The 25,413-nt window shown below is 70.8% G+C and carries 18 protein-coding genes and 1 tRNA gene; 6 read left to right on the forward strand and 13 right to left on the reverse strand.

Going from position 1 to position 25,413, the window contains the following annotated elements; translation table 11 throughout:
• Positions 1 to 18: 18 nt before the first annotated feature.
• Positions 19 to 744, reverse strand: a complete 726-nt coding sequence (locus TU30_RS07275; protein WP_042166081.1) for a hypothetical protein — start codon at positions 742 to 744, stop codon at positions 19 to 21.
• A 125-nt stretch (positions 745 to 869) separates the two neighbouring features.
• A tRNA-Leu gene (locus TU30_RS07280) sits at positions 870 to 952 on the reverse strand.
• 102 nt (positions 953 to 1,054) lie between these two features.
• Here TU30_RS07280 and TU30_RS07285 point away from each other — a divergent pair.
• The gene (locus TU30_RS07285) at positions 1,055 to 1,711 is read left to right on the forward strand and encodes an ANTAR domain-containing response regulator (RefSeq protein ID WP_042166083.1); all 657 of its coding nucleotides are present in this window, start codon (positions 1,055 to 1,057) and stop codon (positions 1,709 to 1,711) included.
• A 75-nt stretch (positions 1,712 to 1,786) separates the two neighbouring features.
• On the opposite strand, the gene TU30_RS07290 is transcribed toward TU30_RS07285, so the two are convergent.
• The 8 genes from TU30_RS07290 to TU30_RS07330 form a co-directional block, all read right to left on the reverse strand.
• On the reverse strand, positions 1,787 to 2,503 hold the full coding sequence (locus TU30_RS07290) for an ABC transporter ATP-binding protein (protein ID WP_042166085.1): 717 nt from the start codon (positions 2,501 to 2,503) through the stop codon (positions 1,787 to 1,789).
• On the reverse strand, positions 2,500 to 3,408 hold the full coding sequence (locus TU30_RS07295; protein WP_042166087.1) for an ABC transporter ATP-binding protein: 909 nt from the start codon (positions 3,406 to 3,408) through the stop codon (positions 2,500 to 2,502). Before TU30_RS07295 ends, TU30_RS07290 begins: the two co-directional genes overlap by 4 nt.
• 5 nt (positions 3,409 to 3,413) lie before the next feature.
• Complete coding sequence (locus TU30_RS07300) at positions 3,414 to 5,240, reverse strand: branched-chain amino acid ABC transporter permease (protein WP_042166090.1); 1,827 nt, start codon at positions 5,238 to 5,240, stop codon at positions 3,414 to 3,416.
• Positions 5,241 to 5,245: 5 nt separating this feature from the next.
• On the reverse strand, positions 5,246 to 6,178 hold the full coding sequence (locus tag TU30_RS07305) for a branched-chain amino acid ABC transporter permease (RefSeq protein WP_042166092.1): 933 nt from the start codon (positions 6,176 to 6,178) through the stop codon (positions 5,246 to 5,248).
• Positions 6,179 to 6,287: 109 nt separating this feature from the next.
• A complete protein-coding gene (locus TU30_RS07310) occupies positions 6,288 to 7,523 on the reverse strand; it encodes a branched-chain amino acid ABC transporter substrate-binding protein (protein WP_042166095.1) in 1,236 nt (411 codons plus the stop codon).
• A 948-nt stretch (positions 7,524 to 8,471) separates the two neighbouring features.
• Positions 8,472 to 8,831, reverse strand: coding sequence for a hypothetical protein (locus TU30_RS07320; protein WP_234307804.1), 360 nt, complete (start codon positions 8,829 to 8,831; stop codon positions 8,472 to 8,474).
• A 271-nt stretch (positions 8,832 to 9,102) separates the two neighbouring features.
• Positions 9,103 to 9,597, reverse strand: a complete 495-nt coding sequence (locus tag TU30_RS07325) for a PaaI family thioesterase (protein ID WP_042166097.1) — start codon at positions 9,595 to 9,597, stop codon at positions 9,103 to 9,105.
• Positions 9,598 to 9,668: 71 nt separating this feature from the next.
• Positions 9,669 to 11,948, reverse strand: a complete 2,280-nt coding sequence (locus TU30_RS07330; RefSeq protein ID WP_042166099.1) for an FdhF/YdeP family oxidoreductase — start codon at positions 11,946 to 11,948, stop codon at positions 9,669 to 9,671.
• Between the two features lie 125 nt (positions 11,949 to 12,073).
• On the opposite strand from TU30_RS07330, the gene polA reads away from it, so the two are divergent.
• Entirely contained in the window at positions 12,074 to 14,800 is a 2,727-nt protein-coding gene (gene polA / locus TU30_RS07335; RefSeq protein ID WP_042166101.1) for a DNA polymerase I, read from the forward strand.
• Positions 14,801 to 15,284: 484 nt separating this feature from the next.
• On the forward strand, positions 15,285 to 15,728 hold the full coding sequence (locus TU30_RS07340) for a hypothetical protein (protein ID WP_042166103.1): 444 nt from the start codon (positions 15,285 to 15,287) through the stop codon (positions 15,726 to 15,728).
• Here TU30_RS07340 and TU30_RS07345 read toward each other — a convergent pair.
• Positions 15,646 to 16,506, reverse strand: coding sequence for a DUF4184 family protein (locus TU30_RS07345; RefSeq protein WP_042166105.1), 861 nt, complete (start codon positions 16,504 to 16,506; stop codon positions 15,646 to 15,648). The two genes, TU30_RS07340 and TU30_RS07345, sit on opposite strands and share 83 nt — an antisense overlap.
• Positions 16,507 to 16,846: 340 nt before the next feature.
• Between TU30_RS07345 and TU30_RS07350 the strand changes: the two genes are divergently transcribed.
• Positions 16,847 to 18,676 carry a lytic transglycosylase domain-containing protein gene (locus tag TU30_RS07350; RefSeq protein WP_042166107.1) on the forward strand — a complete coding sequence of 610 codons (1,830 nt, stop codon included), beginning with the start codon at positions 16,847 to 16,849 and terminating at the stop codon, positions 18,674 to 18,676.
• Positions 18,677 to 18,842: 166 nt separating this feature from the next.
• Here the strand turns inward: TU30_RS07350 and hrpB are convergent, their stop codons facing one another.
• On the reverse strand, positions 18,843 to 21,407 hold the full coding sequence (gene hrpB / locus TU30_RS07355; protein ID WP_042166110.1) for an ATP-dependent helicase HrpB: 2,565 nt from the start codon (positions 21,405 to 21,407) through the stop codon (positions 18,843 to 18,845).
• Between the two features lie 4 nt (positions 21,408 to 21,411).
• Positions 21,412 to 22,242, reverse strand: coding sequence for a class I SAM-dependent methyltransferase (locus TU30_RS07360; RefSeq protein WP_176726222.1), 831 nt, complete (start codon positions 22,240 to 22,242; stop codon positions 21,412 to 21,414).
• 426 nt (positions 22,243 to 22,668) lie between these two features.
• Between TU30_RS07360 and rpsA the strand changes: the two genes are divergently transcribed.
• Positions 22,669 to 24,183 carry a 30S ribosomal protein S1 gene (gene rpsA / locus TU30_RS07365; RefSeq protein WP_042166112.1) on the forward strand — a complete coding sequence of 505 codons (1,515 nt, stop codon included), beginning with the start codon at positions 22,669 to 22,671 and terminating at the stop codon, positions 24,181 to 24,183.
• 253 nt (positions 24,184 to 24,436) lie between these two features.
• Positions 24,437 to 25,375, forward strand: a complete 939-nt coding sequence (locus tag TU30_RS07370) for a PAC2 family protein (RefSeq protein WP_042166114.1) — start codon at positions 24,437 to 24,439, stop codon at positions 25,373 to 25,375.
• Positions 25,376 to 25,413: the final 38 nt, after the last annotated feature.

Genomic DNA, 25,413 nt, shown 5'->3' on the forward strand with positions numbered 1-25,413 from the left:
CCCGACCGGGGCCCCGGTTCAGTACTTGGGGCCCACGTGAAGATCCATCAGCGCGGCGGACGCCTTCTCGGCGACCGAGATGTTGAACGGCACACCGTCACGCGTGCACTCGACGCCGAGGCGGTCCAGGGTGTCGGTGTAGAGGGCCCGGATGTCGTCGGACTTGTTGGTGAAAACGTAACGCGGGTACTCATAACGCTTCTGCTCACCGCCGACCACTCTGGTGGTCCAGTTGGTGATCCGGCATCCGTCGGAGTGGATCAGACCTCGAACCAACTTCCAGGGGTGCACGTCGACAATGGTCCGTTGCCACGGGGCGAGGGTGATCGGCCGATCGTGCTTCTTGCCGGGACCGTGCTGGGGGAACATGCAGACCCAGTGCCTGGTGAAGGACTGAACCTCGACACAGCCGGGCTTGGGCCGCAGCGCCACGCTGGTCAACGGCATCACCCTGCGCTGGGCATCCGCCGCAGCGGCGATCAGGCCGCCCTGGGTGGCGTTGCAGTAGATCGACAGATGATGTTGCTTGCGCTTCGAGACGATATGCCCGTCACCGAGGTACAGCCCCAGTAGGTATGCGTACGCTTCCTCATCGAGTGTGCGGCCGGTGCACCTGGGGCAGTCGGTTGGTGGCTGATGCACCTCGCCCCGCACCTTGCGGTCCTCGCTGCGCCACCAGCCAACAGTTCCCCGGGGGATATTGAGCCGCTCCGCGACGACACGGTTCGGAACACCTTGGCGCATCGGTCGACAGCCTGGGCGCGGATCGAAGGACTGTGCTGATCCATGCAACCACTGTGCGTCACGAAATGTGACCGAGTGTACGAAAAAGCGGAGAATCACGCGAATGTGATCCTCCGCTTACAGTGTGCCGGGTGCGGGACTCGAACCCGCAAGCCCTCTCGGGCAGATGTGTTTGAGACATCCGTGTATGCCATTCCACCAACCCGGCAGGACTGGCTGCTCGGAAGCATACCGGGTCGGTCGTAGTCGCCGCCGCTAGGTAGGCTGCATAGGCAGCAGCACCTGCCCGGCCCGCACCAAGGAGCCCCACGTGAGCGTCCCCGAGTCGCCCCAGCCAGTAGACGCGTCCGACGACGACAAGTCGCACGTGCCTCCGATGACGACGCGCGTCGTCATCGCCGAGGACGAGGCGCTGATCCGGCTCGATCTCAAGGAGATGCTGGAGGAGGAGGGGTACACCGTCGTCGGTGAGGCCGGTGATGGTGAGCGGGCGGTGGAGCTGGCCCGTGAGCACCGTCCTGATCTGGTGATTCTCGATGTGAAGATGCCGAAGCTGGATGGGATCTCGGCGGCGGAGAAGATCGCTGAGGAGAGTATCGCGCCGGTGTTGATGCTGACGGCGTTCTCGCAGCGTGATCTGGTGGAGCGGGCGCGGGATGCGGGGGCGATGGCGTATCTGGTGAAGCCGTTCTCGAAGAGTGATGTGGTGCCGGCGATCGAGATGGCGGTGTCGCGGTTCACGGAGTTGCGGGAGTTGGAGCGTGAGGTCGCGGATCTGAGTCTGCGGTTGGAGACGCGGAAGTTGGTGGATCGGGCGAAGTCGGTGTTGCAGACGGTGTACGGGTTGTCGGAGCCGGCGGCGTTCCGGTGGATTCAGAAGACGTCGATGGATCGGCGGATGTCGATGCAGCAGGTGGCGCAGGCGGTTATTGACGACGCGGCGGAGAAGAAGGCGTCGAAGGGGTAGGTGTCGGTGGTGTTGTTGAGGCCCGTGTCCCTGGTGGGGGGCGCGGGCCTCGGTGTTGCGTCGGGTGGGGGTGGGTCAGTCGACGCCGAGGTAGGCGTTGCGGACGGATTCGTCGTGGAGGAGGTCTTGTCCGGTTCCGGAGAGGACGATGGTGCCGACTTCCATGACGTGGCCGTGGTCGGCGAGGGAGAGTGCGGCTTGGGCGTTCTGTTCGACGAGGAGGATGGTGGTGCCCTGGGCTTTGAGTTCGGTGATGGTGGCCATGATTTTCTGCATCATGATCGGTGAGAGGCCCATGGAGGGTTCGTCGAGCATGAGGAGTTTGGGTTGGGACATGAGGGCTCTGCCCATGGCGAGCATTTGTTGTTCTCCGCCGGAGAGGGTTCCGGCGGCTTGTTTGCGGCGTTCTCCGAGGATGGGGAAGAGGTCGTAGGCGCGTTGGATGTCTTTTTCGATTCCGGTTTTGTCGGTGCGGAGGAAGGCGCCGAGGCGGAGGTTGTCCTCGATGGTCATGCGGGGGAAGATGTGTCGGCCTTCGGGGGAGTGGGCGAGGCCGTGGGAGACGATTTCGTGGGCGGGGATTTTTTTGAGGGATTTGCCGTTGAATTTGATGTGGCCGCCGGTGGGCTTGAGGAGGCCGGAGAGGGTGCGGAGGGTGGTGGTTTTGCCTGCGCCATTGGTTCCGATGAGGGTGACGACTTCGCCGGCTTCGACCTTGAAGGAGATGCCTTTGACGGCTTCGATTTTGCCGTAGGCGACTTTGAGGTCTTCGACTTCGAGGAGTGCGGTCATCGGTCGTTCTCCTTGCCGGGCGCTGCGTCCGTGGTGGTTTCGGCTGCGGCTTCGGCGGCTTCGACTTCGGCTGCTTCTTCGGTGCCGGAGTCGTTGTCGAGGGGCTCTCCGAGGTAGGCGGCGATGACGCGTTCGTCGCCCTGGACGGTGGTGGCGTCGCCTTCGACGAGTTTTTGTCCTTGGACGAGGACGGCGACGCGGTCGCAGAGGTTGAAGATGAAGCGCATGTCGTGCTCGATGACGAGGATGGCGATGCCCATGTCGCGGATGGCGAAGATGAGTTCTTCGGCGGCGCGGGTTTCCTGGGGGTTCATGCCGGCGGTGGGTTCGTCGAGGAGCAGGAGGCCGGGTTCGCTGGCGAGGGCGCGGGCGATTTCGAGTTTGCGTTGTTCACCGTAGGGGAGGTTGCGGGAGAGGTGGTCGGCTTTGTCGGCGAGGCCGACGAAGTCGAGGAGTTCCATGGCGCGTTCGCGGGATTTTGCTTCGGCTTTGTGGAAGCGGGGGCCGCGGAGGAGGGCGGACCAGAGGCCTTCTTTGGTGCGGGTGTGGCGGCCGACGAGGACGTTTTCCAGGACGGTCATGTTGCTGAAGAGGCGGATGTTCTGGAAGGTTCGGGCGATGCCGGCGGCGGTGACTTTGAAGGATTTGGGGGGCAGTACGTTGCCCTTGTAGCGGACTTCGCCTTCGGTGGGGATGTAGAGGCCGGTGAGGCAGTTGAAGAAGGTGGTTTTTCCGGCGCCGTTGGGTCCGATGAGGCCGACGATTTCGCCGCTGTTGACGGTGAGGTCGACGTCGCGGACGGCGGTGAGGCCGCCGAATCGCATGGTGACGCCGCGGGCGTCGAGGACGGTTTCGCCGGGGGTGGCGCCGGTGGAGGTGTTCTTGGTGGTGGTGTCGGTAGTCATGGTGGTCAGGCCCCTGCCTTGCTGAGGACTGTGGGTGGTTCGGCCTCTTCGTGGAATTCGAGCTGTCGGCGCCGGTTGGGGATGAGTCCTTCGGGGCGGAAGCGCATGAGGAGGACGAGTGCGAGTCCGAAGGCGAGGAGTTGGTAGTCGCCGAGGAACTGGAGTTTGGCGGGGATGAGGTAGAGCAGTGCTGCGCCGACGAGGGGTCCGCTGATGGTGCCCATGCCGCCGAGGACGACGGCGGCGAGGAGGAAGGCGCTGTTGGGTGGGACGACGTGGGCGAACTGGTACTGCTCGGGGGTGACGGTGTAGGTGACGTGGGCCTGGACGGTGCCGGCGAGGCCGGCGAGTGTGGCGCCGAGGGCGAAGGCGATGAGTTTGACGCGGAAGCCGTTGATGCCCATGGCGAGGGCGGCGGTTTCGTCTTCGCGGATGGCTACCCAGGCTCGGCCGATGCGGGAGTCGCTGCTGCGTCGGAAGACGATGACGACGATCAGCGTGATGAGGAGCATGAGCAGGAAGTAGTTGGCGAAGCGGCCGATGGTGAAGCCGGCGATGCTGTGTTCCTGGCCGAAGTCGAAGCCGAGGATGTTGAGGTTGGGGATGGAGGAGATGCCGTTGGAGCCGTTGGTGATGTCGGGTCCGGAGGTGCCGTCGGTGTTGAGGACGGCGATGCGGAAGATTTCGCCGAAGCCGAGGGTGACGATGGCGAGGTAGTCGCCGCGCAGGCGGAGGGTGGGGGCTCCGATGAGGACGCCGAAGACCATGGCGACGGCTGCGCCGAGGAGGGCGCTGAGCCAGAAGGGGAGGTGGATGTCGAAGGGGCTGGAGGGGCTTCCGGAGACCATGGCGGCGGTGTAGGCGCCGACGCCGAGGAAGGCGACGTATCCGAGGTCGAGGAGGCCGGCGAGGCCGACGACGATGTTGAGGCCGAGTGCGACGGTGGCGAAGATGAGGATGTAGACGCCGATGGTGGCGTACTGGTCGTCGGACTGGGTGAAGGGGAAGGCGGCGGCTGCGACGAAGGCGCCGATGAGGGTGACGTTGCGGTGTTCGGCGGTGATGGCGGAGATGCGGTTGATGAGTCCGGCTTTGGTGAGGGCGGCGAAGCCGAAGCCGGCGGTGATGAGGAAGCCGATGAAGAGTTCGTCGTATTCGGTGCCGATGCCGTAGGTGAAGACGATCAGGCCGAGGGCGAGGGCGGCGACGATGATGAGGATTTCGGCGTAGGCGGGCAGTTCGCGTGCGGGCCGGGTGCGGCCGGTGGCGATGGATGCGCGCAGGACGGTGATGTTGTGCCGGGTGGTGTGGCGGAGTTTTTCCCAGCTGCTGTCGTCGGGGTCGTGGGGGTCGGGTGCGGGTCGTTCGAAGGGGAGGGCGTGGGCGCCGAGGAGGGCTGTGAGGGTGGTGAGGGCTGCGATCCAGCCGCCGGGTTCGAGGTTGACGATTCCGCCGAGGTTGATGCTGATGGCGGTGACGGTGTACCAGGTGGTGGCGAAGGTGCCGGTGGCGGCGAGTTTGAGGGCGCTGTCGGCTCCTGCGGGGGTGAGCCATTGGAGGCCTTTGGTGCCGTAGGAGGCGAGGCCGAGGAGGGTGGTGAGGAGGCCGCCGATGAGGACGAGGACCTGGAGGCCGCCGGGGTAGCCGTAGTAGGTGAGGTCGCCGGGGAATTCGCTGGTCCAGGTCCAGGCGAGGAGGGTGGAGAGGGCGGTGAGGGCGGCGCTGCCGGTGGCGAGGGCGCGGCCGGTGTGCGGGGGTATGCCGATGAGGCCTGTGGGGGTGGGGGTGGTGGGGGTGTGGGGGGTCTTGGGGGTGGTGGTGTGTGTGGTCATCGGTGTCACGCCCTGTCCGCGACGCGCTCGCCGAGCAGGCCTTGGGGCCTGAAGAGGAGCACGAGGATGAGGAGTACGAACGCCCAGACGTCGGCCCAGGACTGGCTGCCGAACTGGTTCATGCCGGGGATGTCGGAGATGTAGGCGGTGGACAGGGCTTCGGCGATGCCGAGGACGAGGCCGCCGAGCATGGCTCCGTAGATGTTGCCGATGCCGCCGAGGACGGCGGCGGTGAAGGCTTTGAGTCCGAGGATGAAGCCCATGCGGAAGTCGATCTGGCCGTATTTGAGGCCGTAGGCGACGCCGCCGACGGCGGCGAAGACGGCGCCGAGGGCGAAGGCGACCACGATGATGCGGTCGGTGTTGATGCCCATGAGTTTGGCGGTGTCGGGGTCCTGGGCGGTGGCTTGCATGCCGCGTCCGGTGCGGGTGCGCATGACGAAGTAGCCGAGGATGGCCATGCTGAGGGGGGCGGCGCAGAGGACGAAGATGTCGCCGGTCTGGATGGTGACGGAGCCGATGTCGAAGGGGCCGCCGGGGATGCTGGGGAAGGTGTGGGCGGATTTCGCGTCGGGGTACCAGGCCCATACGGCTTGCTGGAGGGCGAGGGAGAGGCCGATGGCGGTGATGAGGGGGGCGAGGCGTGGGGCGCCTCGGAGGGGCCGGTAGGCGAATCGTTCCGCTCCGACGGCGACGGTGGCGGAGACGAGCATCGCGCCGATGATCATGAGGGGGAGGGCGATGAGCATGGAGGTGCCGTCGGGCAGGATGTAGAGGTAGACCGTGAGTGCGCCGAAGGCGCCGGTCATGAAGATCTCGCCGTGGGCGAAGTTGATGAGCTGGACAATGCCGTAGACCATTGTGTAGCCGAGGGCGACCAGCCCGTACATGGATCCCAGTAGCAGGCCGTTGACCAGCTGCTGCGGCAGTTCGTTCACCGCATGTCCTCCGAGACGTTCGGAATGTTCGACGGATGGGGCCGGATGCGAGCCGCGCGGGGCGCCAGTGGTGTGGCGCCCCGCGCGGCTCGGTGGGTGCGGGCTTGGGTCAGCCGGTGTAGGTGCCGGACTTGACGTCGTTCCAGTCGCCGTTCTCGACGGCGTAGACGGTGAGCTGCTTGTTGGTGGCGTCGCCGAACTCGTCGAAGGCGACGGGGCCGGTGACTCCGTCGAAGGAGACGTCCTGCATGGCGGCGGTGACCTTTTCGCGGGCGTCGTCGGGGAGTTTGCCGTCGTTGTCCTCGACGACCTTCTTGACGGCTTCGATGACGGCCCAGGCCGAGTCGTAGCTGTAGCCGCCGTAGGCCTCGTAGTCCTCCTTGTAGTTCCCGGCCTCGTAGTTGGCCACGAACTCCTTGGCGGAGGGGAGGTCTTCGACGGGGGCGCCGACGGAGGTGGCGAGGTCGCCGGTGCCGGTGGTGCCGGCGAGCTTGATGAACTCGGCGCTGTAGATGCCGTCGCCGCCGACGAGGGGGATCTTGGCGCCTGCGGCCTTGATCTGCTTGCTGAGGGGGCCGGCCTGGGGGTATTCGCCGCCGTAGTAGACGACGTCGGCGCCGGAGTTCTTGACCTTGGTGGCGACTGCGGAGAAGTCCTTGGTGTCGGGGTTGATGTGCTCGGTGCCCACGACGTCGCCGCCGAGTTCCTTGAACTCGTCGGTGAAGGTGCCGGCGAGGCCGGCGCCGTAGGTCTTTTTGTCGTCGATGACGAAGACCTTGCGCTTCTTGGAGTCGTTGTACAGGTACTGGGCGGCGAAGGGGCCCTGGATGGCGTCCGTGGTCGCGGTACGGAAGTAGGACTTGTAGGTGCGTACCGGCTTGGTCTGCCAGTCGGTGCCCTGGGTGAGGGCGGGGCTGGTGTTGGCGGGTGAGACCTGGACGAGCTTGGCGTCGTCGAGGACCTTCTGCATGGATTCGCCGACGGAGGAGTTCAGCGGGCCGACGACGCCGAGGACTTCGTCGTTGGCGACGAACTTGGTGGCGTTCTGCTGGCCGGAGGAGGGCTGTGCCTGGTCGTCGAGGGCTTCGACCTTGAAGGTGATGCCTTCGACGGTCTTTTCCTTGTTGGCGGTCTTGGCGGCGAGGTCCACGGAGTTCTTGATGCCGAGGCCCAGCGCGGACAGGTCGCCGGTCAGCGGCGCGTCGACGCCGATGACGACGGTGGTGCCGCCGTTGCCGGAGTCCGAGCTGCCGCCGCCGTTCTCGTCGCGCGAACCGCAAGCGGTGAGGGTGAGTGCTCCCGCCGCCAAGGCAGCGGTGACGGCGATGAGTGAACGTTGACGCACGATCCAGTCCTTTCCCCTGACGGTCGTTTCCCGGTGGAAACGGCCGAGTCGAGCGCGGGGCCGAAGTGATAATCGGGGTGCGCGGTGACTGGCCGTGACTCTAAGCGGGTGGGGGGAACGGGGAGGAGGGTCTGGACCATGCTGTGACTCTCTTGTTATGACACGACGTATTGCAGAGCGGTACCGAGTGGGGGGAACGGCGGAATTCAAGCCGTTTTGACCTGTCCGGATGGTGAGAAACCGCAGGACCGGGCGGGGTGTGTTCAGGCGTATCAGGGGTTTTGGTGATTACCGAAAATCGTTGCTGCAGGCGACCTGCAGGCGACCTGCAGGCGACCTGCAGGGCCAGGGAGAGGTCCTGTGCGTACCGTGGTCCGAGGGTGAAGCTGTGGGTCTGCATTGCGTGCGTATTACGCAGAGTTACATCCAGGAAAGGGAGTCCGGCGTTCCCCGGCAATCCTCCGCATTCCGTGATGCGCAGGGTGACGGCGATCCTGTGGGGGGACCCCGCTTTTGTCCGGAAAGGGGCGTGCGGGCTGGAGGTCGCGGAAAGGCCGGCGTACGGCTGGGATGTGCGGGTGACGGTGACCGGAGGGCCTGATTCCACGACGGGTTCGATGGTGAAGGTGAAATTCCGTTTGTCTGTGCCCGGGCCTGCGGGCTGCGGTTACGGGTAGCTGACGGTCGTCGCTCCGGACGGCAACGGCGGTGCGGGCGGCGGGGGTTGCCGGGGCCGGGTGACGTGCAGGAGGGTGCCGGCCGCGAGGACGGCCGCCGCGGTGAGGGCGACGAGTACGGTCCGGCGGTGACGCCCGTACCGCCGCGTGAGGCACTCGCGGCGAGAGCCGAGGAATCCGAGGAATCCGAGGAGTCCGCGGGGGCCGCGGGGGAGCGGCGGGGCGGACGGGGGGCGGGTTCCGTCGCCGGGTTCCACGGGGCCGACGGCGTTCACCGCCAGGCGCCTTCGTCCGGTCCGCCGGGGCGGTACCGCTCGGCGCAGGCCTCGCGGACGTGACGGCCGATCACCTCGTGCGCGGCCGCGGTGCCCTGGCGCTCGCGGGCGGGGCGGGCGGCGTCCACGGCGTCGCGCAGGATGTCGTACTGGCCGTTGGACAGGCCCATCGACTGGTAGTCGCCGTAGGAGGTGCCGTCCAGCACCTCGCGGGCCCAGTGGGTGACGATCCGTACGCACACGTCCTCGGGGGCGGTCGCCGGCGGTGAGGACGCCGGGGACGCCGACGGCAGGGACGGTGCCGGGGCGCCGGCACGTCCGGACGGGCCGCATCCGGCTGCCAGGAGGACGGTCACGAGGGCAGCGGGCAACGCGGTCGTGAAGCCCGGCGGGAGGAGACCGGGGAACGACGGGAGGAGTCCGAGGAGTGAGGGGAGCGGCGGGAGAGGAGGGAGCGGCGCCGGTGTGCGCAGGGGGCGGCCGGGGCCCCGCGTGGCGGGCCGGGTGGCGCCTCCCCGTTCCATGTCCGCACGGTAGGACGCCCACGGCTCCCGGGCAATGGGCGGGCGGCGGGTGGTGCGGGGCGGTCACGCGCCCCGCACCCACTTGGCCGGTCGGCCCGTCGGGTCAGCCCGTCGCGGTGCCGAAGGCCTGCTGCGCGTCCTTCGGACCGAGGTCGCGCAGCAGGCAGGTCAGGCGCGCGGTGCACACCCGCTGGCCGGCCTCGTCGCTGATGACGATCTCGTACGTGGCGGTGGAGCGTCCCCGGTGCACCGGGGTGGCGACCCCGGTGACCAGTCCGGAGCGCACGCCGCGGTGGTGGGTGCAGTTGAGGTCGACGCCCACGGCGATCCGGCCGGCGCCGCCGTGCAGCATCGACCCCACCGACCCGAGGGTCTCGGCCAGGACGGCGGAGGCGCCGCCGTGCAGCAGCCCGTAGGGCTGGGTGTTGCCCTCCACCGGCATCGTCCCGACGACGCGCTCGGCCGAGGCCTCCAGGATCTGCACGCCCATGCGGGCGCCGAGGTGGCCGGCGGAGAACAGTGCCCGCAGGTCCACGCCGAGCGAGGCGTACTCGTCGATGACCTCCTGCGGGAACGTGACGTGCTGCTGCTCTCCCATGGGGCCGGGCTCCGTTCGTCGTGATCCCCGAGGCGGTGCGGCTGCGCCGCCGTACCGCACTGAGTAAACGCTCAGTCGGTCCCGGATTGTTCCAGACGGACCACGACGGACTTGCTGGCAGGGGTGTTGCTGGTGTCGGCGGTGGCGTCCAGCGGCACGAGGACGTTGGTCTCCGGGTAGTACGCGGCGGCGCAGCCGCGGGCCGTCGGGTAGTGCACGACGCGGAATCCGGGGGCCCGGCGCTCCACGCCGTCCTTCCACTCGCCGACCAGGTCGACGTACGAGCCGTCCGCGAGCCGCAGCTCGCGCGCGTCCTCGGGGTTGACGAGCACCACGCGGCGGCCGTTCCTGATGCCGCGGTAGCGGTCGTCGAGGCCGTAGATCGTGGTGTTGTACTGGTCGTGCGAGCGCAGGGTCTGCAGCAGCAGCCGCCCCTTGGGCAGTTCGGGGTACTCGACCGGGGCGGCGGTGAAGTTGGCCTTGCCGGTGGCGGTGGGAAAGCGCCGCTCGTCGCGCGGGGCGTGGGGGAGGGCGAAGCCCGAGGGGTCGGCCACGCGCGCGTTGAAGTCCTCGAAGCCGGGGATCACGCGTGCGATGCGGTCGCGGATCGTCGCGTAGTCCTTCTCGAACTCCTCCCACGGCACCCTGCTGCCGGCGCCCAGGACGCCGCGGGCCAGCCGGCAGACGATGGCGGGCTCGGACAGCAGCTGTGCGCTCGCCGGTTCGAGGCGTCCGCGGGAGGCGTGCACCATGCCCATGGAGTCCTCGACCGTCACGAACTGCTCGCCGCTGCCCTGCAGGTCGCGTTCGGTGCGGCCCAGGGTCGGCAGGATGAGGGCGCGCGCGCCGGTGACGGCGTGCGAGCGGTTCAGCTTGGTCGACACGTGCACGGTCAGCCGGGCCCGGCGCATCGCGGCCTCGGTGACCTCGGTGTCGGGGGAGGCGGAGACGAAGTTGCCGCCCATGGCGAAGAAGACCTTCGCGTCCCCGTCGCGCAGCGCGCGGATGGCCCGTACGACGTCGTAGCCGTGTTCGCGCGGCGGGGTGAAGCCGAACTCCTTCTCCAGGGCGTCCAGGAACGCCCCGGCGGGGCGTTCGAAGATGCCCATGGTGCGGTCGCCCTGCACGTTGGAATGGCCGCGCACCGGGCAGACGCCCGCGCCGGGGCGGCCGATGTTGCCGCGCAGCAGCAGGAAGTTGACGATCTCGCGGATCATGGGCACGGAGTGCTTGTGCTGGGTGAGGCCCATCGCCCAGCACACGATGACGCGCCGGGACGCGAGGACCATGCGCAGGCACGTCTCGATGTCCTCGCGCGTGAGGCCGGTCGCGGTGAGGGTGGCGTCCCAGTCGGCGGCGCGGGCGGCCTCGGCGAAGTCTTCGTAGCCGTGGGTGTGTTCACGGACGAAGTCCTCGTCGACGGCGTCGGGCGTATCGAGGATCAGCTTGTTGAGGATGCGGAAGAGTGCCTGGTCGCCGCCGAGGCGGATCCGCAGGAACAGGTCGGTCAGGGCGGCGCCGGTGGTGAGGCCCTTGGGGGTCTGCGGGTTCTTGAAGCGTTCCAGGCCGGCCTCGGGCAGCGGGTTGACGCTGATGATCCGTGCGCCGTTGCCCTTGGCCTTCTCCAGGGCGGAGAGCATGCGCGGGTGGTTGGTGCCGGGGTTCTGTCCGGCGACGATGATCAGGTCGGCCTTGTGGAGGTCCTCGAGCAGGACGCTGCCCTTGCCGACGCCGATCGTCTCGGACAGGGCGGAGCCGGAGGACTCGTGGCACATGTTCGAGCAGTCGGGCAGGTTGTTGGTGCCGAGCTCGCGCGCGAACAGCTGGTAGAGGAACGCGGCCTCGTTGCTGGTGCGTCCGGAGGTGTAGAAGACGGCCTCGTCGGGGGAACCGAGGGCGTTGATCTCCTCGGCGATGATGTCGAAGGCGCGCTCCCAGGTGACGGGCTCGTAGCGGTCGCCGCCCTCGGGGAGGTGGACGGGGTGGGTCAGGCGGCCCTGCTGGCCCAGCCAGTAGCCGCTGCGGCCGGCCAGGTCGGCGACGGGGTGCTCGGCGAAGAACTCGGGGGTGACCCGGCGCAGGGTGGCCTCCTCGGCCACGGCCTTCGCGCCGTTCTCGCAGAACTCCGCCGTGTGCCGGTGCTCGGGCTCGGGCCAGGCGCAGCCCGGGCAGTCGAAGCCGTTCTTCTGGTTGACGCTGAGGAGGGTCAGCGCCGTGCGTTTCACGCCCATCTGCTGGTGGGCCATGCGCAGGCTGTGGCCGACCGCCGTGAGGCCGGCGGCCGTGTGTTTCGGTCCGGCGACCTTCGGCGCGTCCTGGACCGGGTCACCCTTGGGCGGCTTGCTGGCCATCGCGCACTCCTCTTCGCGTACACATGTGAGGTACGCCTCCGATCCTCGCACGGGAGGCGACGACGGAGGCCGGGCGTGAGCGGGTGCGGGGCCGGGTGTCAGCGTCGCGTGGCAGGATCGGGGGCGTGGCAGAGACAGCAGCGAAGAAGACCGACCAGACCTCCGGCGAGGCCCGACCGCGACTGATGCTCATGGACGGGCATTCGCTGGCCTACCGCGCGTTCTTCGCGCTGCCCGTGGAGAACTTCACCACCGCGACGGGCCAGCCGACGAACGCGATCTACGGCTTCGCGTCGATGCTGGCGAACACGCTGCGCGACGAGGCGCCCACGCACTTCGCGGTGGCCTTCGACGTCTCCCGCAAGACCTGGCGCTCGGCGGAGTTCGCCGAGTACAAGGCGAACCGCTCCAAGACCCCGGACGAGTTCAAGGGACAGGTCGAGCTGATCGGGGAGCTGCTCGACGCGATGCACGCCCCGCGTTTCGCGGTCGACGGGTTCGAGGCGGACGACGTCATCGCCACGCTCGCCACCCGAGCCGAGGCCGAGGGCTTCGACGTGCTGATCGTCACCGGTGACCGGGACTCCTTCCAGCTGGTCTCCCAGCACACCACGGTGCTGTATCCGACCAAGGGCGTCTCCGAGCTGACCCGGTTCACCCCCGAGAAGGTGTTCGAGAAGTACGGGCTGACACCCGCGCAGTACCCCGATTTCGCGGCACTGCGCGGCGACCCGTCCGACAATCTGCCCGGTATTCCCGGTGTCGGTGAGAAGACGGCCGCGAAGTGGATCAACCAGTTCGGTTCCTTCGCGGACCTCGTCGAGCGGGTCGACGAGGTCAAGGGCAAGGCCGGCCAGAATCTGCGCGACCACCTGGAGTCGGTCAAGCTCAACCGCCGCCTCACCGAGCTGGAGCGGCAGGTCGAGCTGGCCAAGGGCGTCACCGACCTGGAGCGGACGGCCTACGACCGCAAGGCCGTCACGATGATCCTGGACACCCTGGAGATCAGGAACCCGTCGCTGCGCGAGCGGCTCTTCGCCGTCGACCCCGGAGCCCAGGAGGCCGAGACCGCCCCGGTCGTCGCGGACGGCGTGGAGCTGGACGGGACCGTCCTGGGCGCGGGCGAGCTGACCGGCTGGCTCGCCGAGCACGCCACCCGTCCCCTCGGCGTCGCCACGGTCGACACCTGGGCGCTGGGAACCGGCTCGGTCGCCGAGATCGCCCTGGCCGCGGCCGCCGGACCGGCCGCCTGGTTCGACCCGGCCGAGCTGGACGAGAGCGACGAGCAGGCGTTCGCCGCCTGGCTCGCGGACGCGGACCGGCCCAAGGTGTTCCACAACGCCAAGGGTGCGATGCGGGTCCTCGCCGAGCACGGCTGGAGCGCCGAGGGCATCTCCATGGACACGGCGCTCGCCGCCTACCTGGTCAAGCCGGGCCGCCGCTCCTTCGCCCTGGACGCCCTGTCCCTGGAGTACCTGCACCGCGAGCTGGCGCCCGCCGCCGCGGCCGACGGCCAGCTGGCCTTCGGCGCGGACGACGCCGCCGAGGCCGAGGCGCTGATGGTGCAGGCCCGCGCGGTCGTCGACCTGGGTGAGGCCTTCGAGGGCCGCCTGCGGGAGGTGGGCGCCGCGGACCTGCTGCGGGACATGGAGCTGCCGACGTCCGCCCTGCTGGCCCGCATGGAGCGGCACGGCATCGCGGCGGACCGCACCCATCTGGAGTCCATGGAGCAGATGTTCGCGGGCGCCGTGCAGCAGGCCGTGAAGGAGGCGCACGCGGCGGCGGGGCACGAGTTCAACCTGGGTTCGCCCAAGCAGCTCCAGGAGGTCCTCTTCGGCGAACTCGGCCTGCCGAAGACGAAGAAGACCAAGACCGGCTACACGACCGACGCCGACGCCCTGGCCTGGCTGGCCGGGCAGACCGACAACGAGCTTCCGGTGATCATGCTCCGCCACCGTGAGCAGGCGAAGCTGCGCGTGACCGTCGAGGGACTGATCAGGACGGTCGCCGCGGACGGCCGGATCCACACCACGTTCAACCAGACGGTCGCCGCCACCGGCCGCCTGTCGTCGACCGACCCGAACCTGCAGAACATCCCGGTCCGTACCGACGAGGGACGCGCGATCCGCCGGGGCTTCGTCGTCGGCGAGGGCTTCGAGTCCCTCCTCACCGCCGACTACAGCCAGATCGAGCTGCGGGTGATGGCCCACCTCTCCGAGGACGCCGGTCTCATCGAGGCGTTCACCTCCGGTGAGGACCTGCACACCACGGCCGCCGCGCAGGTGTTCGCGGTCGAGCAGTCCGCCGTGGACGCGGAGATGCGCCGCAAGATCAAGGCGATGTCGTACGGCCTCGCGTACGGGCTGTCGGCCTTCGGGCTCTCGCAGCAGCTGAACATCGAGGCGGCCGAGGCCCGCGCCCTGATGGACGCGTACTTCGAGCGGTTCGGCGGCGTACGGGACTACCTGCACCGCGTGGTCGACGAGGCGCGGGCGACGGGCTACACGGCGACCCTCTTCGGCCGCCGGCGCTACCTGCCCGACCTCAACAGCGACAACCGCCAACGCCGCGAGGCGGCCGAGCGCATGGCGCTGAACGCGCCGATCCAGGGCACGGCGGCGGACATCGTCAAGATCGCCATGCTGAACGTGGACCGCGCCCTGCGCGAGGCGGACCTCAAGTCCCGCCTGCTCCTCCAGGTCCACGACGAAATCGTCCTGGAGATCGCCCCCGGGGAGCGCCCGGCGGCGGAGGAACTGATCCGCCGGGAGATGGCCGACGCGGTCCGGCTCCGCGTCCCGCTGGGCGTCTCGGTCGGCGCGGGCCCGGACTGGGAGTCGGCGGCACACTGACGACACCGGGCTCGGCCGGGAGCGACGGGCGGTGGCAGAGGGAAGCGGGAGGGCTGCCGGCAGGCGTCGGCCGTCACCGCCCGGCCCCTCCCACCCCGTGACCCGTCGGCGCCCTGTGCGATTCCCGCGCGGGGACGCCGGTCACCAGTTACTCCCCCGGGCACGGCGGCGGCACGGGGCGGCGCGCCCGAGGCCGCCGGGACCCTCAGGAGCGACCGTCTGCTGCCTGTCGCCGAGGCTCTCCGTCCTCGTGCGGCCGCAGCCGTCTCGCGGTGCGGGGCCCGCGGGCGTCCGCTCGCCGCCTCCGCCTGCCGAGCCGGGACGGCGGCATACGCGCCATGCCGCCGTCCCGCCCACCCCGGCGCCCGCCCTCCTCTCCCCGCACGGCTCACGGCTCACTCCGCTCTCCCCTTCCGCAGGCTGCTTCACCCGCGTGGACCGTACGGGCAGGCCGTCGGGTGGGTCGGGCGCCAGGATGCGGGTCATGGGTATACGCATGCTTCACCGCAGAGCGGCATCCCCGAGGGCCGCCGCAGACGGACCCACCCCCGAGGCGCCGTCGCCGGTTCCGGTCTTCGCGGCCGACGCGAGTACCGCCCGCACCCCCGTCCTCCCCCTCACCCGCGCGCTGCGCCGTACCACCGCGGACCTCGGCCACCGCATCGCCGGCGGCCCCTGGCGCCCCGGCCGTGCCGCGGGCCCCGCACTCCCACGCCCCGGCGAGCCGCTGCCGTGGCGGCTGTGGGCCGAACTTGCCCGCGGCTGTCTGACGCTCGCCCTCACCCTGCTGCCCCGGCCCCGCCCGGTCCGTACCGTCACCGTGTTCGTGGCGGCGGGCGAGACCCTCAGCGCGCGGCCGTACGGCTCGGCCGCTTCCTCTCCACGCCCTCGGGGACCCCGGTGGCCGGGGCCGGACGCCACGCCCTGACCGCCACGGCGTACACCGGCAGCGCGAGGACGAGCCCGGCGCCCGCCCCGAAACACACCGTGGGGATCAGCTCCCAGGGCTTCGCGACCTCGCCCCAGTAGGCCCACCAGCGCGAGGCCCGTTGCACGGCCCCCGCCAGCACGCAGCCGCCGAGCAGCGCGGCTGCTGCCCACCGGTCGGCCGCGGACAGCACCGGCACCCCCGCCGGCCCCGGGCGGGGTGTCGCACGGCGCAGTGCCCGTGCCAGGAACACGACGATCACCACCGCGGCCACCGCCGACCCGCCGTACTGCAGGTACCAGTACAGCGGTGAGCCCGCGATCTCCTGCCCCAGGACGGGGAGGACCCGCATCCCCCACCGGTCGAGGTGCGTGAACTCGTCCCAGACCACGTGCGTCAACGCGCCCAGCACGGCCGAGACGTACCAGCGCGCCACCAAGGAGGCGCGGACGCGTGCGCGGGGCGTGCCGCAGCGCAGCAGAGCGGCCGTCCGCCCCTGCCGAGACCGCGGCAGCAGCGCGACGAGCGGTTCGCGGACCAGGAGCCAGAGCCCCACCAGCGCCCAGGCGATGCACACATCGACGGTGAGAACGCCCGGCAACGAGTGCGTGACCTCCCCGAACTCCATCGCCCCGGACCGGACACCGGCCGCGTAGTAGGTCAGGTCCGGAGCGAGACTGCCCGCCACCAGCACGGCAGGTACCAGCGGGCCCCGGCCGGTCCCGTCGGTGCGTACGGCGGGCAGGACCGCCACCGCGTGGCTCAGTGTGAAAGGCAACCCGGCTCCTCGGGAGGGTGGTTGACCCGGCGGTTCGGCCCGGGCGTTCGGCGGGCCCCAGTATGCGTGACGCGCTCGTCCGTGACCGGGGAGAGAACGACTGTGGTCAACCGGTGAATACCGGGCATGAACGGGTGTCCGGGCAAAGGATGTTGCCGTAGGGTCGCGGGAGTTGCCGTGTCCGGTGCAACCGGTGGGGCGGGCCGCACCGCCGGAACGGATCGGTGCACCGGATCATCGCACCGGTCGTCACCACCGACGGTCGCGGCCGATCGGCACCACAGGCGAGCGTGACAGACGTCGACGGATGCTCCGGCGTCCACGGGGAGGGATTCACTCTATGGCGGCGCATTTCGGCAGGAGGCTGCGCAAGGGAGCGGCGACCACCGCCGTGGCGGCGGCCGCGGTTGCGGCTCTGTCCGCGTCCCAGGCTCCGGGTGCGACGGTCGACGGCCCGGGCGGCCGGACCTCGTCCGATGCCGCATCGGCGCCCGAGGAGAGCGCCGGCGACCCCGGCGCGACCGGCAACTCGCCGTACTACACGGACCTGCCGCCGCTCAACAGCCCCAACCCCGCGCCGTCCGCGAGCTCCGACCCCATCGCCTCGGGCGCTTCCGAAGCGGGCATACCCGCGACCGTCCTCGATGCCTACAAGAAGGCCGAGGCCGCGCTGCGCGAGTCCAAGCCCGCCTGCAACCTGCCCTGGCAACTGCTCGCCGCCATCGGCAAGGTGGAGTCCGGCCAGGCCCGCGGCGGACGCGTCGACGCCGAGGGCACGACGACCTCCCCGATCATCGGCCCGCAGCTCGACGGCAACGGCTTCGCGCTCATCAAGGACACCGACAACGGCGAGTACGACGGCAACAGCGCCTACGACAACGCCGTCGGCCCCATGCAGTTCATCCCGTCCACCTGGGCGTGGGCCGGCCGTGACGGCAACGACGACGGCCGCGAGGACCCCAACAACATCTACGACGCCGCGCTGGCGGCCGGCCACTACCTGTGCCGCTTCGACTGGGACCTGTCCGACCGGGCGGACCTCGGCAGGGCGATCCTCAGCTACAACAACTCGACGGAGTACCTGAACACCGTCCTGTCGTGGCTGGAGTACTACCGCAAGGGCACGCACGAGGTCCCGGACGGCACCGGCACCCTGCCCGACAACCGCAGCGACGCCCACACCACGAGCCCCACCCCGTCGAGGCCGGGCGCCGGTCCGTCCGAGCCGGACACGCCGTCGACGAAGCCCGGCACCGGACCCGGCAAGCAGGGCGGCGGCAGCGGCAGCACCAGGCCGCCGGGCACACCGAGCACCCCGCCGGCCACGACCCCGCCACCGGCCACGACCCCGCCACCGACGACAACGCCGCCACCGACGACAACGCCGCCGCCCACCACGCCGCCCCCCACGCCCACCGACACGGTGGACCACCTGGAGAACGCCGGCACCGGCAGGCTCACCGCGACGGCGGGCGAGACGTTCGCCGAGCGGATCAGCACCCGCGCGGAGACGGACGAGGGCAGGACCGTCGCGAAGGTGCGGATCCGCTTCACCGTCGTCGGCGACACCGACACCACCTTCACCGGCGGCGAGAGCGTGGCCACCGTCCTCACCGACAGCTCCGGGATCGCCGTCGCGCCTGCACTCCGGGCGGGCGAGAAGACCGGCGACGTCACTGTCCGCGCCACCGTCGTCGGCCGCGTGGTGCCGGGCCTCGACTACCGGGCCACCGTCACCGAGCGCGTCGCCGACACCGTCGTACGCACCGATGACGAGGCGCTGACCTGCACGCCGGGCGGTGAGTTCGCCCACCGCCTCGAGGTACGGGCCACCCGCGACGGCGATGCCGCCGGCAAGGTCGCGGCCACCGCCACCCTGATCACATCGGCCGACGACCCGACCGCCACCGACAAGGGCCCCTACTTCAAGGACGCCGACGACAAGGCCGTACGCACCCTCGGCGGCCTGAAGACGGACGCGGACGGCCGGTTGAAGCTGCCCCGGCTGTACGCGGACGACACCACCGGCACCTTCCTGCTCCGCATCACCCTGGCGGGCGGCGTCACCCTCACGGCCGAACTCACCGTGGCCGCGGACGGGACCGCGTCCCCCGACCCGTCGGCGTCCCCCGACCCGTCGGCGTCCCCCGGCCCCACCACCGGCGCGTAGCCGCGCCCGCGCGGGCACCCGCACGCACACAGGGCGTCCCCTCCGTCACCGCCGGAGGGGGCGCCCTTCCGCGTACGTGCGACGTGTTCCCGTCCCACCCGCCGTCACCACTGTGCCGACCCGGGCGCCACCTGACGGCCCCTCGGTCCGGCCGTGGAGCAGGAGGTCACCGCCCGAGCCGCGCGTTGGTGTGCCGGGTCGGCTCGGCGGCGGCGGGGTCCTCGGGCCACGGATGCCGGGGATACCGGCCGCGCAGCTCGGCCCGTACACCCTTGTAGCCGTCCTTCCAGAAGGAGGCGAGGTCGGCGGTGACGGCGGCGGGCCGCCCGGCCGGGGACAGCAGATGCACCAGCAGGGGCACCCCGGCCGCCCGCGGCGACTCCTGGAGTCCGAACATCTCCTGGAGCTTCACGGCGAGGACCGGCTGCCCGGGGTCGGAGTAGTCGATCCGGATCGCGGACCCGCTGGGCACGGTGATCCGCTCGGGGGCGAGACCGTCCAGGCGGGCGGCCTCCCCGGACGCCCACGGCAGCAACCGGCCGAGGGCCTGCCCGGCGTCGATCCGGGCCAGGTCGGCCCGGCGCCGGGCGCGGCTCAGCTCCGGCTCCAGCCACTCCTCCACGCGCGCGTGGAGCGCCTCGTCGGACACGTCGGGCCAGGGCTCGCCGGCCTGCCGGTGCACGAACGCCAGCCGCTGCCGCAGCACGGCCGCCCCGGCCGGCCACCGCAGCAGCCCGAACCCCTCCCGCCGCAGCCCGTCCAGCAACGCGGCCCGTACGAGCGCCGGCTCCGGGTCGGTACGGGGCCGTACGGCCAGCTCGACGGCGCCCAGCCGCTCGACCCGCCGGGCGAGGACGTCCCCGTCGGCCCAGCGCACCTCCTCGCGCGTCTCCAGCAGGGTGCCGGCCGCCCACCGCGCGGTGTCCTCGTCGACGACCGCGCCGAGCTGCACGCGCGCGTGGCCCCGCCCCACGGGCCGGTCGGCCGCGGCGACCGCGATCCAGGGCGCGCCGCGCAGCCCGCTGCCCGCTCCGGCCTCGGCCCGCGTCCCGGACACCATCAGGTACGAACCGCCGTCCGCGCGGGCGATCCGCTCGGGGAACGCGAGCGCGGCCACCAGCCCGACCCGCGCGTCCTCCCCGTCCAGGCGCGGCAGGCCGGCGCCCGACGGCGAGAAGCCCCGTGAGGAGCGCTCTGCCGACGCTGGTGCGGAGGTCCGCGCGGAGGCGTCCGGTGCGAGCGCGCGCAGTCGGCGCACCTCGGTCCGCCACCGCTGTGCGTAGGCGTCGTCCCCGCGCCGCGCGGCGCGCAGCGCGCCGGCGAGATCGTCCCCGTAGCTCCGCGGCGCCTCCTCGCCGATCAGCGCGACCACCTCGGCGGCGAGCGCCGGACCCACGGCCGGTGCCGCGTCCAGCAGGGCCCGCCCGAGCCGGGGGTGCAGGCCCAGCCGGGCGAGCCGGGTGCCCCGCCCCGTGGCCCGCCCGTCGGCGTCGACGGCCCCGATCGCGGTCAGGACGGCCCCCGCCGCCGCCATCGCCCCGGCCGGGGGAGGATCGAGCAGAGCGAGCCCGGAGGCGTCGGGATCGCCCCAGCAGGCCGCCTGGAGTGCGAACGCCGTCAGGTCGGCCACCTTGATCTCGGGGGAGGGGAACCGCGGCAGCCGGGCGTCCTCCGCCGGTGCCCAGCACCGGTACACCGCGCCCGGCGCCTCACGCCCGGCCCGCCCCGCCCGCTGCCGGCCCGCCGCCTGCGAGGCCCGTACCGTCGTCAGCGCGCTCAGCCCGCGCGCGTGGTCGACGCGGGGCTCACGCGCGAGGCCCGCGTCGACGACCACCCGGACCCCCGGCACCGTCAGCGACGACTCCGCCACCGACGTCGCCAGCACCACCCGGCGCCGCCGTCCGGGCACCAGCACCGCGTCCTGCACGGCGGCCGGCGCCCGCCCGTGCACCTGGAGCACCTCGACGTCCGGGAGCGGCCCCAGCTGCGCGGCGACCCGGGCGATCTCGCCCACGCCCGGAAGGAACACCAGGACGTCCCCGTCCCGTTCGGCCAGCGACCGCCGCACCACCGACGCCACGTGCGTCAGCAGCGCCGGGTCGACCCGCATGCCGTGCGGCGGCCGCGGCGGCCGGCCGGGAGGCGCCCACACCACCTCCACCGGATGTGCCGTGCCGCGCGCCTCGACGACGGGCGCGTCGCCCAGCAGCCGTGCCCAGCCCGCCGCGTCGGTCGTCGCCGACGCGGCCACCAGCCGCAGTTCCGGACGCAGCGTCTCGCGCACGTCCCACAGGAACGCCGCCGCCGTGTCCGCGTCCAGATGCCGCTCGTGGCACTCGTCGAGGACCACGACGTCCACGCCGGTCAGCTCCTGGTCGCGTTGCAGCCGCTGCAGCAGCACACCGGTCGTGACGACCTCCACACGCGTGTGCCGCCCGGTCACCCGTTCCCCGCGCACCGTGAAGCCCACCGACTCGCCGGGCTCCTCGCCCAGCAGCCAGGCCATCCGCCGGGCCGCCGCGCGCGCCGCGATCCGCCGCGGTTCGGCGACCAGGACCCGCCGCGCGGGACCGTCACCGGCCAGTCCCGCCAGCACCAGCGGCACCAGGGTCGTCTTGCCGGTGCCGGGCGGTGCGACCAGGACGGCGGTGCCGCGTTCCCGAAGGGCGTCGGTCAGTGGGGGAACCGCCTCGCGCACCGGGAGGGCGTCGAGCGCGTCATGACGGATCACGCACTCAGTCCCGTACGCACACGAAGATCGCCGTCCCCGGGATCAGCCGGCCGCGCAGGGGGGACCAGCCGCCCCACTCGGAGCTGTTCCACTCCGGCCACGGAGGCTCCACCAGATCCACCAGACGGAAGCCCGAGACGGCGACGTCGCGGACCCGGTCGCCCAGCGTCCTGTGGTGCTCGACGTACACCGCGCGGCCCTCCTCGTCCTGCTCCACGTAGGGCGTGCGGTCGAAGTACGACCCGGAGACGCTCAGCCCCTCCGGGCCGGGCTCGTCCGGGAACGCCCAGCGGATGGGATGCGTGACGGAGAAGACGAACCGGCCGCCGGGCCGCAGCACCCGGTGCACCTCGCGCAGCACCAGCCGCGGGTCGGCGACGAAGGGCAGCGCCCCGTACGCCGAGCAGGCCAGGTCGAAGGAGCCGTCCGCGAACGGCAGGGCGCCCGCGTCCGCGCACACCAGCGGGAACGGGCCCCCGATGCGCAGCGCGTGCTGCAGCTGCCGGTGCGAGATGTCCAGGGCCACCGGGCGCGCGCCCTGCGCGGCCAGCCAGCGCGAACACTGGGCCGCGCCGGCACCGAGCTCCAGGACGGCGCGGTCCTTCAGCTCCTCCGGCGGGCCGAGCAGCTCGGCCTCCACCTCGTCGAGTCCCTCGGGGCACCACACGAAGCGGTCGTCGCCGAGGAACGTGCCGTGCTCGACCTGGTACTCGTCCGCGTTGCGGTCCCACCAGCCGCGGTTGGCGCGGGCGCTCTCGGTGACGCCGGCGTCCCGCCGGGTCGCCTCCGGTTCGGGTGCTTCGGGACCTTCGGGCTCTTGGATGATCGGCTCCATCGTCGTACTCTTCCGTCCAGTCGCCCGGCTGTCGCCACCGGGGCGCGCGGTGTCCTGCCGTGTGGTGTCCGCGTGGTGTCCGCGGGGCGGGTTCCGTGTGGCCTCGAGGTGGTATCTGACATGCGGCACCACCCCCGAACGGGGGAATTGTGCCGGTTTTGCGGCGATCCGCCCCGGGTGGGGGGCTTCGCTCATTGACCCTGCCCGGCGGCCCCCGTATGCTACAAGTTGCGCTGCGAGCCTGCGCACCTCAGACATAGCAGGTTGTGCTCGCGTCTGTTGTATGTCCCCTCGGTTGTCGAGGCGTCACCGGATACCCGGTGTCTGGTAACGGCGCTTCCTAGGCTGTCCGGCTTCTGCAGAGCGAAACGGGCTCGGGCGTAGCAGTACCTACGACTCACTGTCCGTACCGGAGCCCTTTCCCACATGACGAGCAGCACCGAGACCACCGCCACCACCCCGCAGGTTGCGGTCAACGACATCGGTAACGAGGAAGCCTTCCTCGCCGCGATCGACGAGACGATCAAGTACTTCAACGACGGCGACATCGTCGACGGCGTCATCGTGAAGGTCGACCGGGACGAGGTCCTGCTCGACATCGGTTACAAGACCGAAGGTGTCATCCCGAGCCGCGAGCTCTCGATCAAGCACGACGTCGACCCCAACGAGGTCGTCGCCGTCGGTGACGAGATCGAAGCCCTTGTTCTCCAGAAGGAGGACAAGGAAGGCCGCCTGATCCTCTCGAAGAAGCGCGCCCAGTACGAGCGCGCCTGGGGCACCATCGAGAAGATCAAGGAAGAGGACGGCATCGTCACCGGTACCGTCATCGAGGTCGTCAAGGGTGGTCTCATCCTCGACATCGGCCTCCGCGGCTTCCTCCCGGCCTCCCTGGTCGAGATGCGCCGCGTCCGCGACCTCCAGCCCTACGTGGGCAAGGAGCTCGAGGCGAAGATCATCGAGCTGGACAAGAACCGCAACAACGTGGTCCTGTCCCGCCGTGCCTGGCTGGAGCAGACCCAGTCCGAGGTCCGCCAGACGTTCCTCACCACCCTCCAGAAGGGTCAGGTGCGTTCCGGCGTCGTCTCCTCGATCGTCAACTTCGGTGCCTTCGTGGACCTGGGTGGCGTCGATGGCCTGGTGCACGTGTCCGAGCTGTCCTGGAAGCACATCGACCACCCCTCCGAGGTCGTCGAGGTCGGTCAGGAAGTCACCGTCGAGGTCCTCGACGTCGACATGGACCGCGAGCGCGTCTCCCTGTCGCTGAAGGCGACCCAGGAAGACCCGTGGCAGCAGTTCGCCCGCACCCACCAGATCGGCCAGGTCGTGCCCGGCAAGGTCACGAAGCTGGTTCCGTTCGGTGCGTTCGTCCGCGTGGACGAGGGCATCGAGGGTCTGGTCCACATCTCCGAGCTGGCCGAGCGCCACGTGGAGATCCCGGAGCAGGTCGTCCAGGTCAACGACGAGATCTTCGTCAAGGTCATCGACATCGACCTCGAGCGCCGTCGCATCAGCCTCTCGCTGAAGCAGGCCAACGAGGCCTTCGGCGCCGACCCGTCGGCGGTCGAGTTCGACCCGACCCTGTACGGCATGGCCGCGTCCTACGACGACCAGGGCAACTACATCTACCCCGAGGGCTTCGACCCCGAGACCAACGACTGGCTCGAGGGCTACGAGACCCAGCGGGAGGCGTGGGAGACCCAGTACGCCGAGGCGCAGAACCGCTTCGAGCAGCACCAGGCGCAGGTCATCAAGTCCCGCGAGGCGGACGAGAAGGCCGCCGCCGAGGGTGTCGACACCGCGGGTGCGGCTCCGGCCGCGTCCGGTGGCGGTGGCGGTGGCGGCGGTTCGTACTCCTCCGAGGGCGGCGACAACTCCGGTGCCCTGGCCTCGGACGAGGCGCTGGCCGCGCTGCGCGAGAAGCTGGCCGGCGGCCAGAGCTGATCGCCGACCGCTGAGGTTCAGCCGTTGACCGAGGGCCCGCACCTTTCGAGGTGCGGGCCCTCGGTGCTGTGCCCTGGGGGTGTGGAGCGCTTCGGGGTGGTGGGGTGCCTGCGGACCGGTGAGGGCTTGTCGCGCGGTTCCCCGCGGCCCTCGGGGTGTTGTCCCCGCCTCCACGATCATGGTTCTCCTTCTCGGGGAATGCCGACGGCCGTGAGGCCGTTGTGGATGACGGACACGAGGAGGAGCGGTCACTGTGCTTGATCCGCAGGGTTTGTACGCGTGGGAGCCGAATGGGCTGGCCGTCGTCGACACGGCGCTCGCCCAGGAATCGGCCGGTCTTGTCATGCTCTACCACTTCGACGGATACATCGACGCGGGCGAGACCGGCGACCAGATCGTCGAGCGGCTGCTCGACTCGCTGCCCCACCAGGTCGTCGCCCGGTTCGACCACGACCGGCTCGTCGACTACCGGGCCCGTCGCCCCCTGCTGACGTTCACCCGCGACCGCTGGACCGACTACGAGGTGCCCGCACTCGAGGTGCGGCTGGTCCAGGACGCCACCGGAGCGCCGTTCCTGCTGCTGTCCGGTCCGGAACCGGACGTCGAGTGGGAGAGGTTCGCCGCCGCGGTGCGGCAGATCGTGGAACGGCTCGGCGTCCGCCTGTCGGTGAACTTCCACGGCATTCCCATGGGCGTCCCGCACACCCGCCCCGTGGGCATCACCCCGCACGGCAACCGCACCGACCTCGTCCCCGGCCACAGCAGCCCCTTCGACGAGGCGCAGGTTCCCGGCAGCGTCGAGGCCCTCGTCGAGTACCGGCTCATGCAGGCCGGACAGGACGTGCTCGGCGTCGCCGCGCACGTGCCGCACTACATCGCCCGCTCCCCGTACCCGGACGCGGCGCTGACCGTCCTGGAGACCATCACGGCCGCGACCGGCCTGGTCCTGCCCGCTGTGGCGCACGCCCTGCGCACCGACGCGCACCGCACCCAGACCGAGATCGACCGCCAGGTGCAGGAGGGCGACGAGGAACTCACGGCCCTCATCCAGGGCCTCGAGCACCAGTACGACGCCGCCGCGGGGGCCGAAACCCGGGGCAACATGCTCGCCGAGCCGGTGGAGATCCCGTCGGCGGACGAGATCGGGCTCGAGTTCGAGCGGTTCCTGGCGGAGCGCGAAGGCGACGTCTGAGACGGCCGGGTCCCGCCCGGCCTGCCGCCGGCGGCAGG

It is taken from the genome of Streptomyces sp. NBRC 110035 (genome assembly GCF_000829695.1).
In the GTDB taxonomy this organism is placed as follows: domain Bacteria; phylum Actinomycetota; class Actinomycetes; order Streptomycetales; family Streptomycetaceae; genus Streptomyces.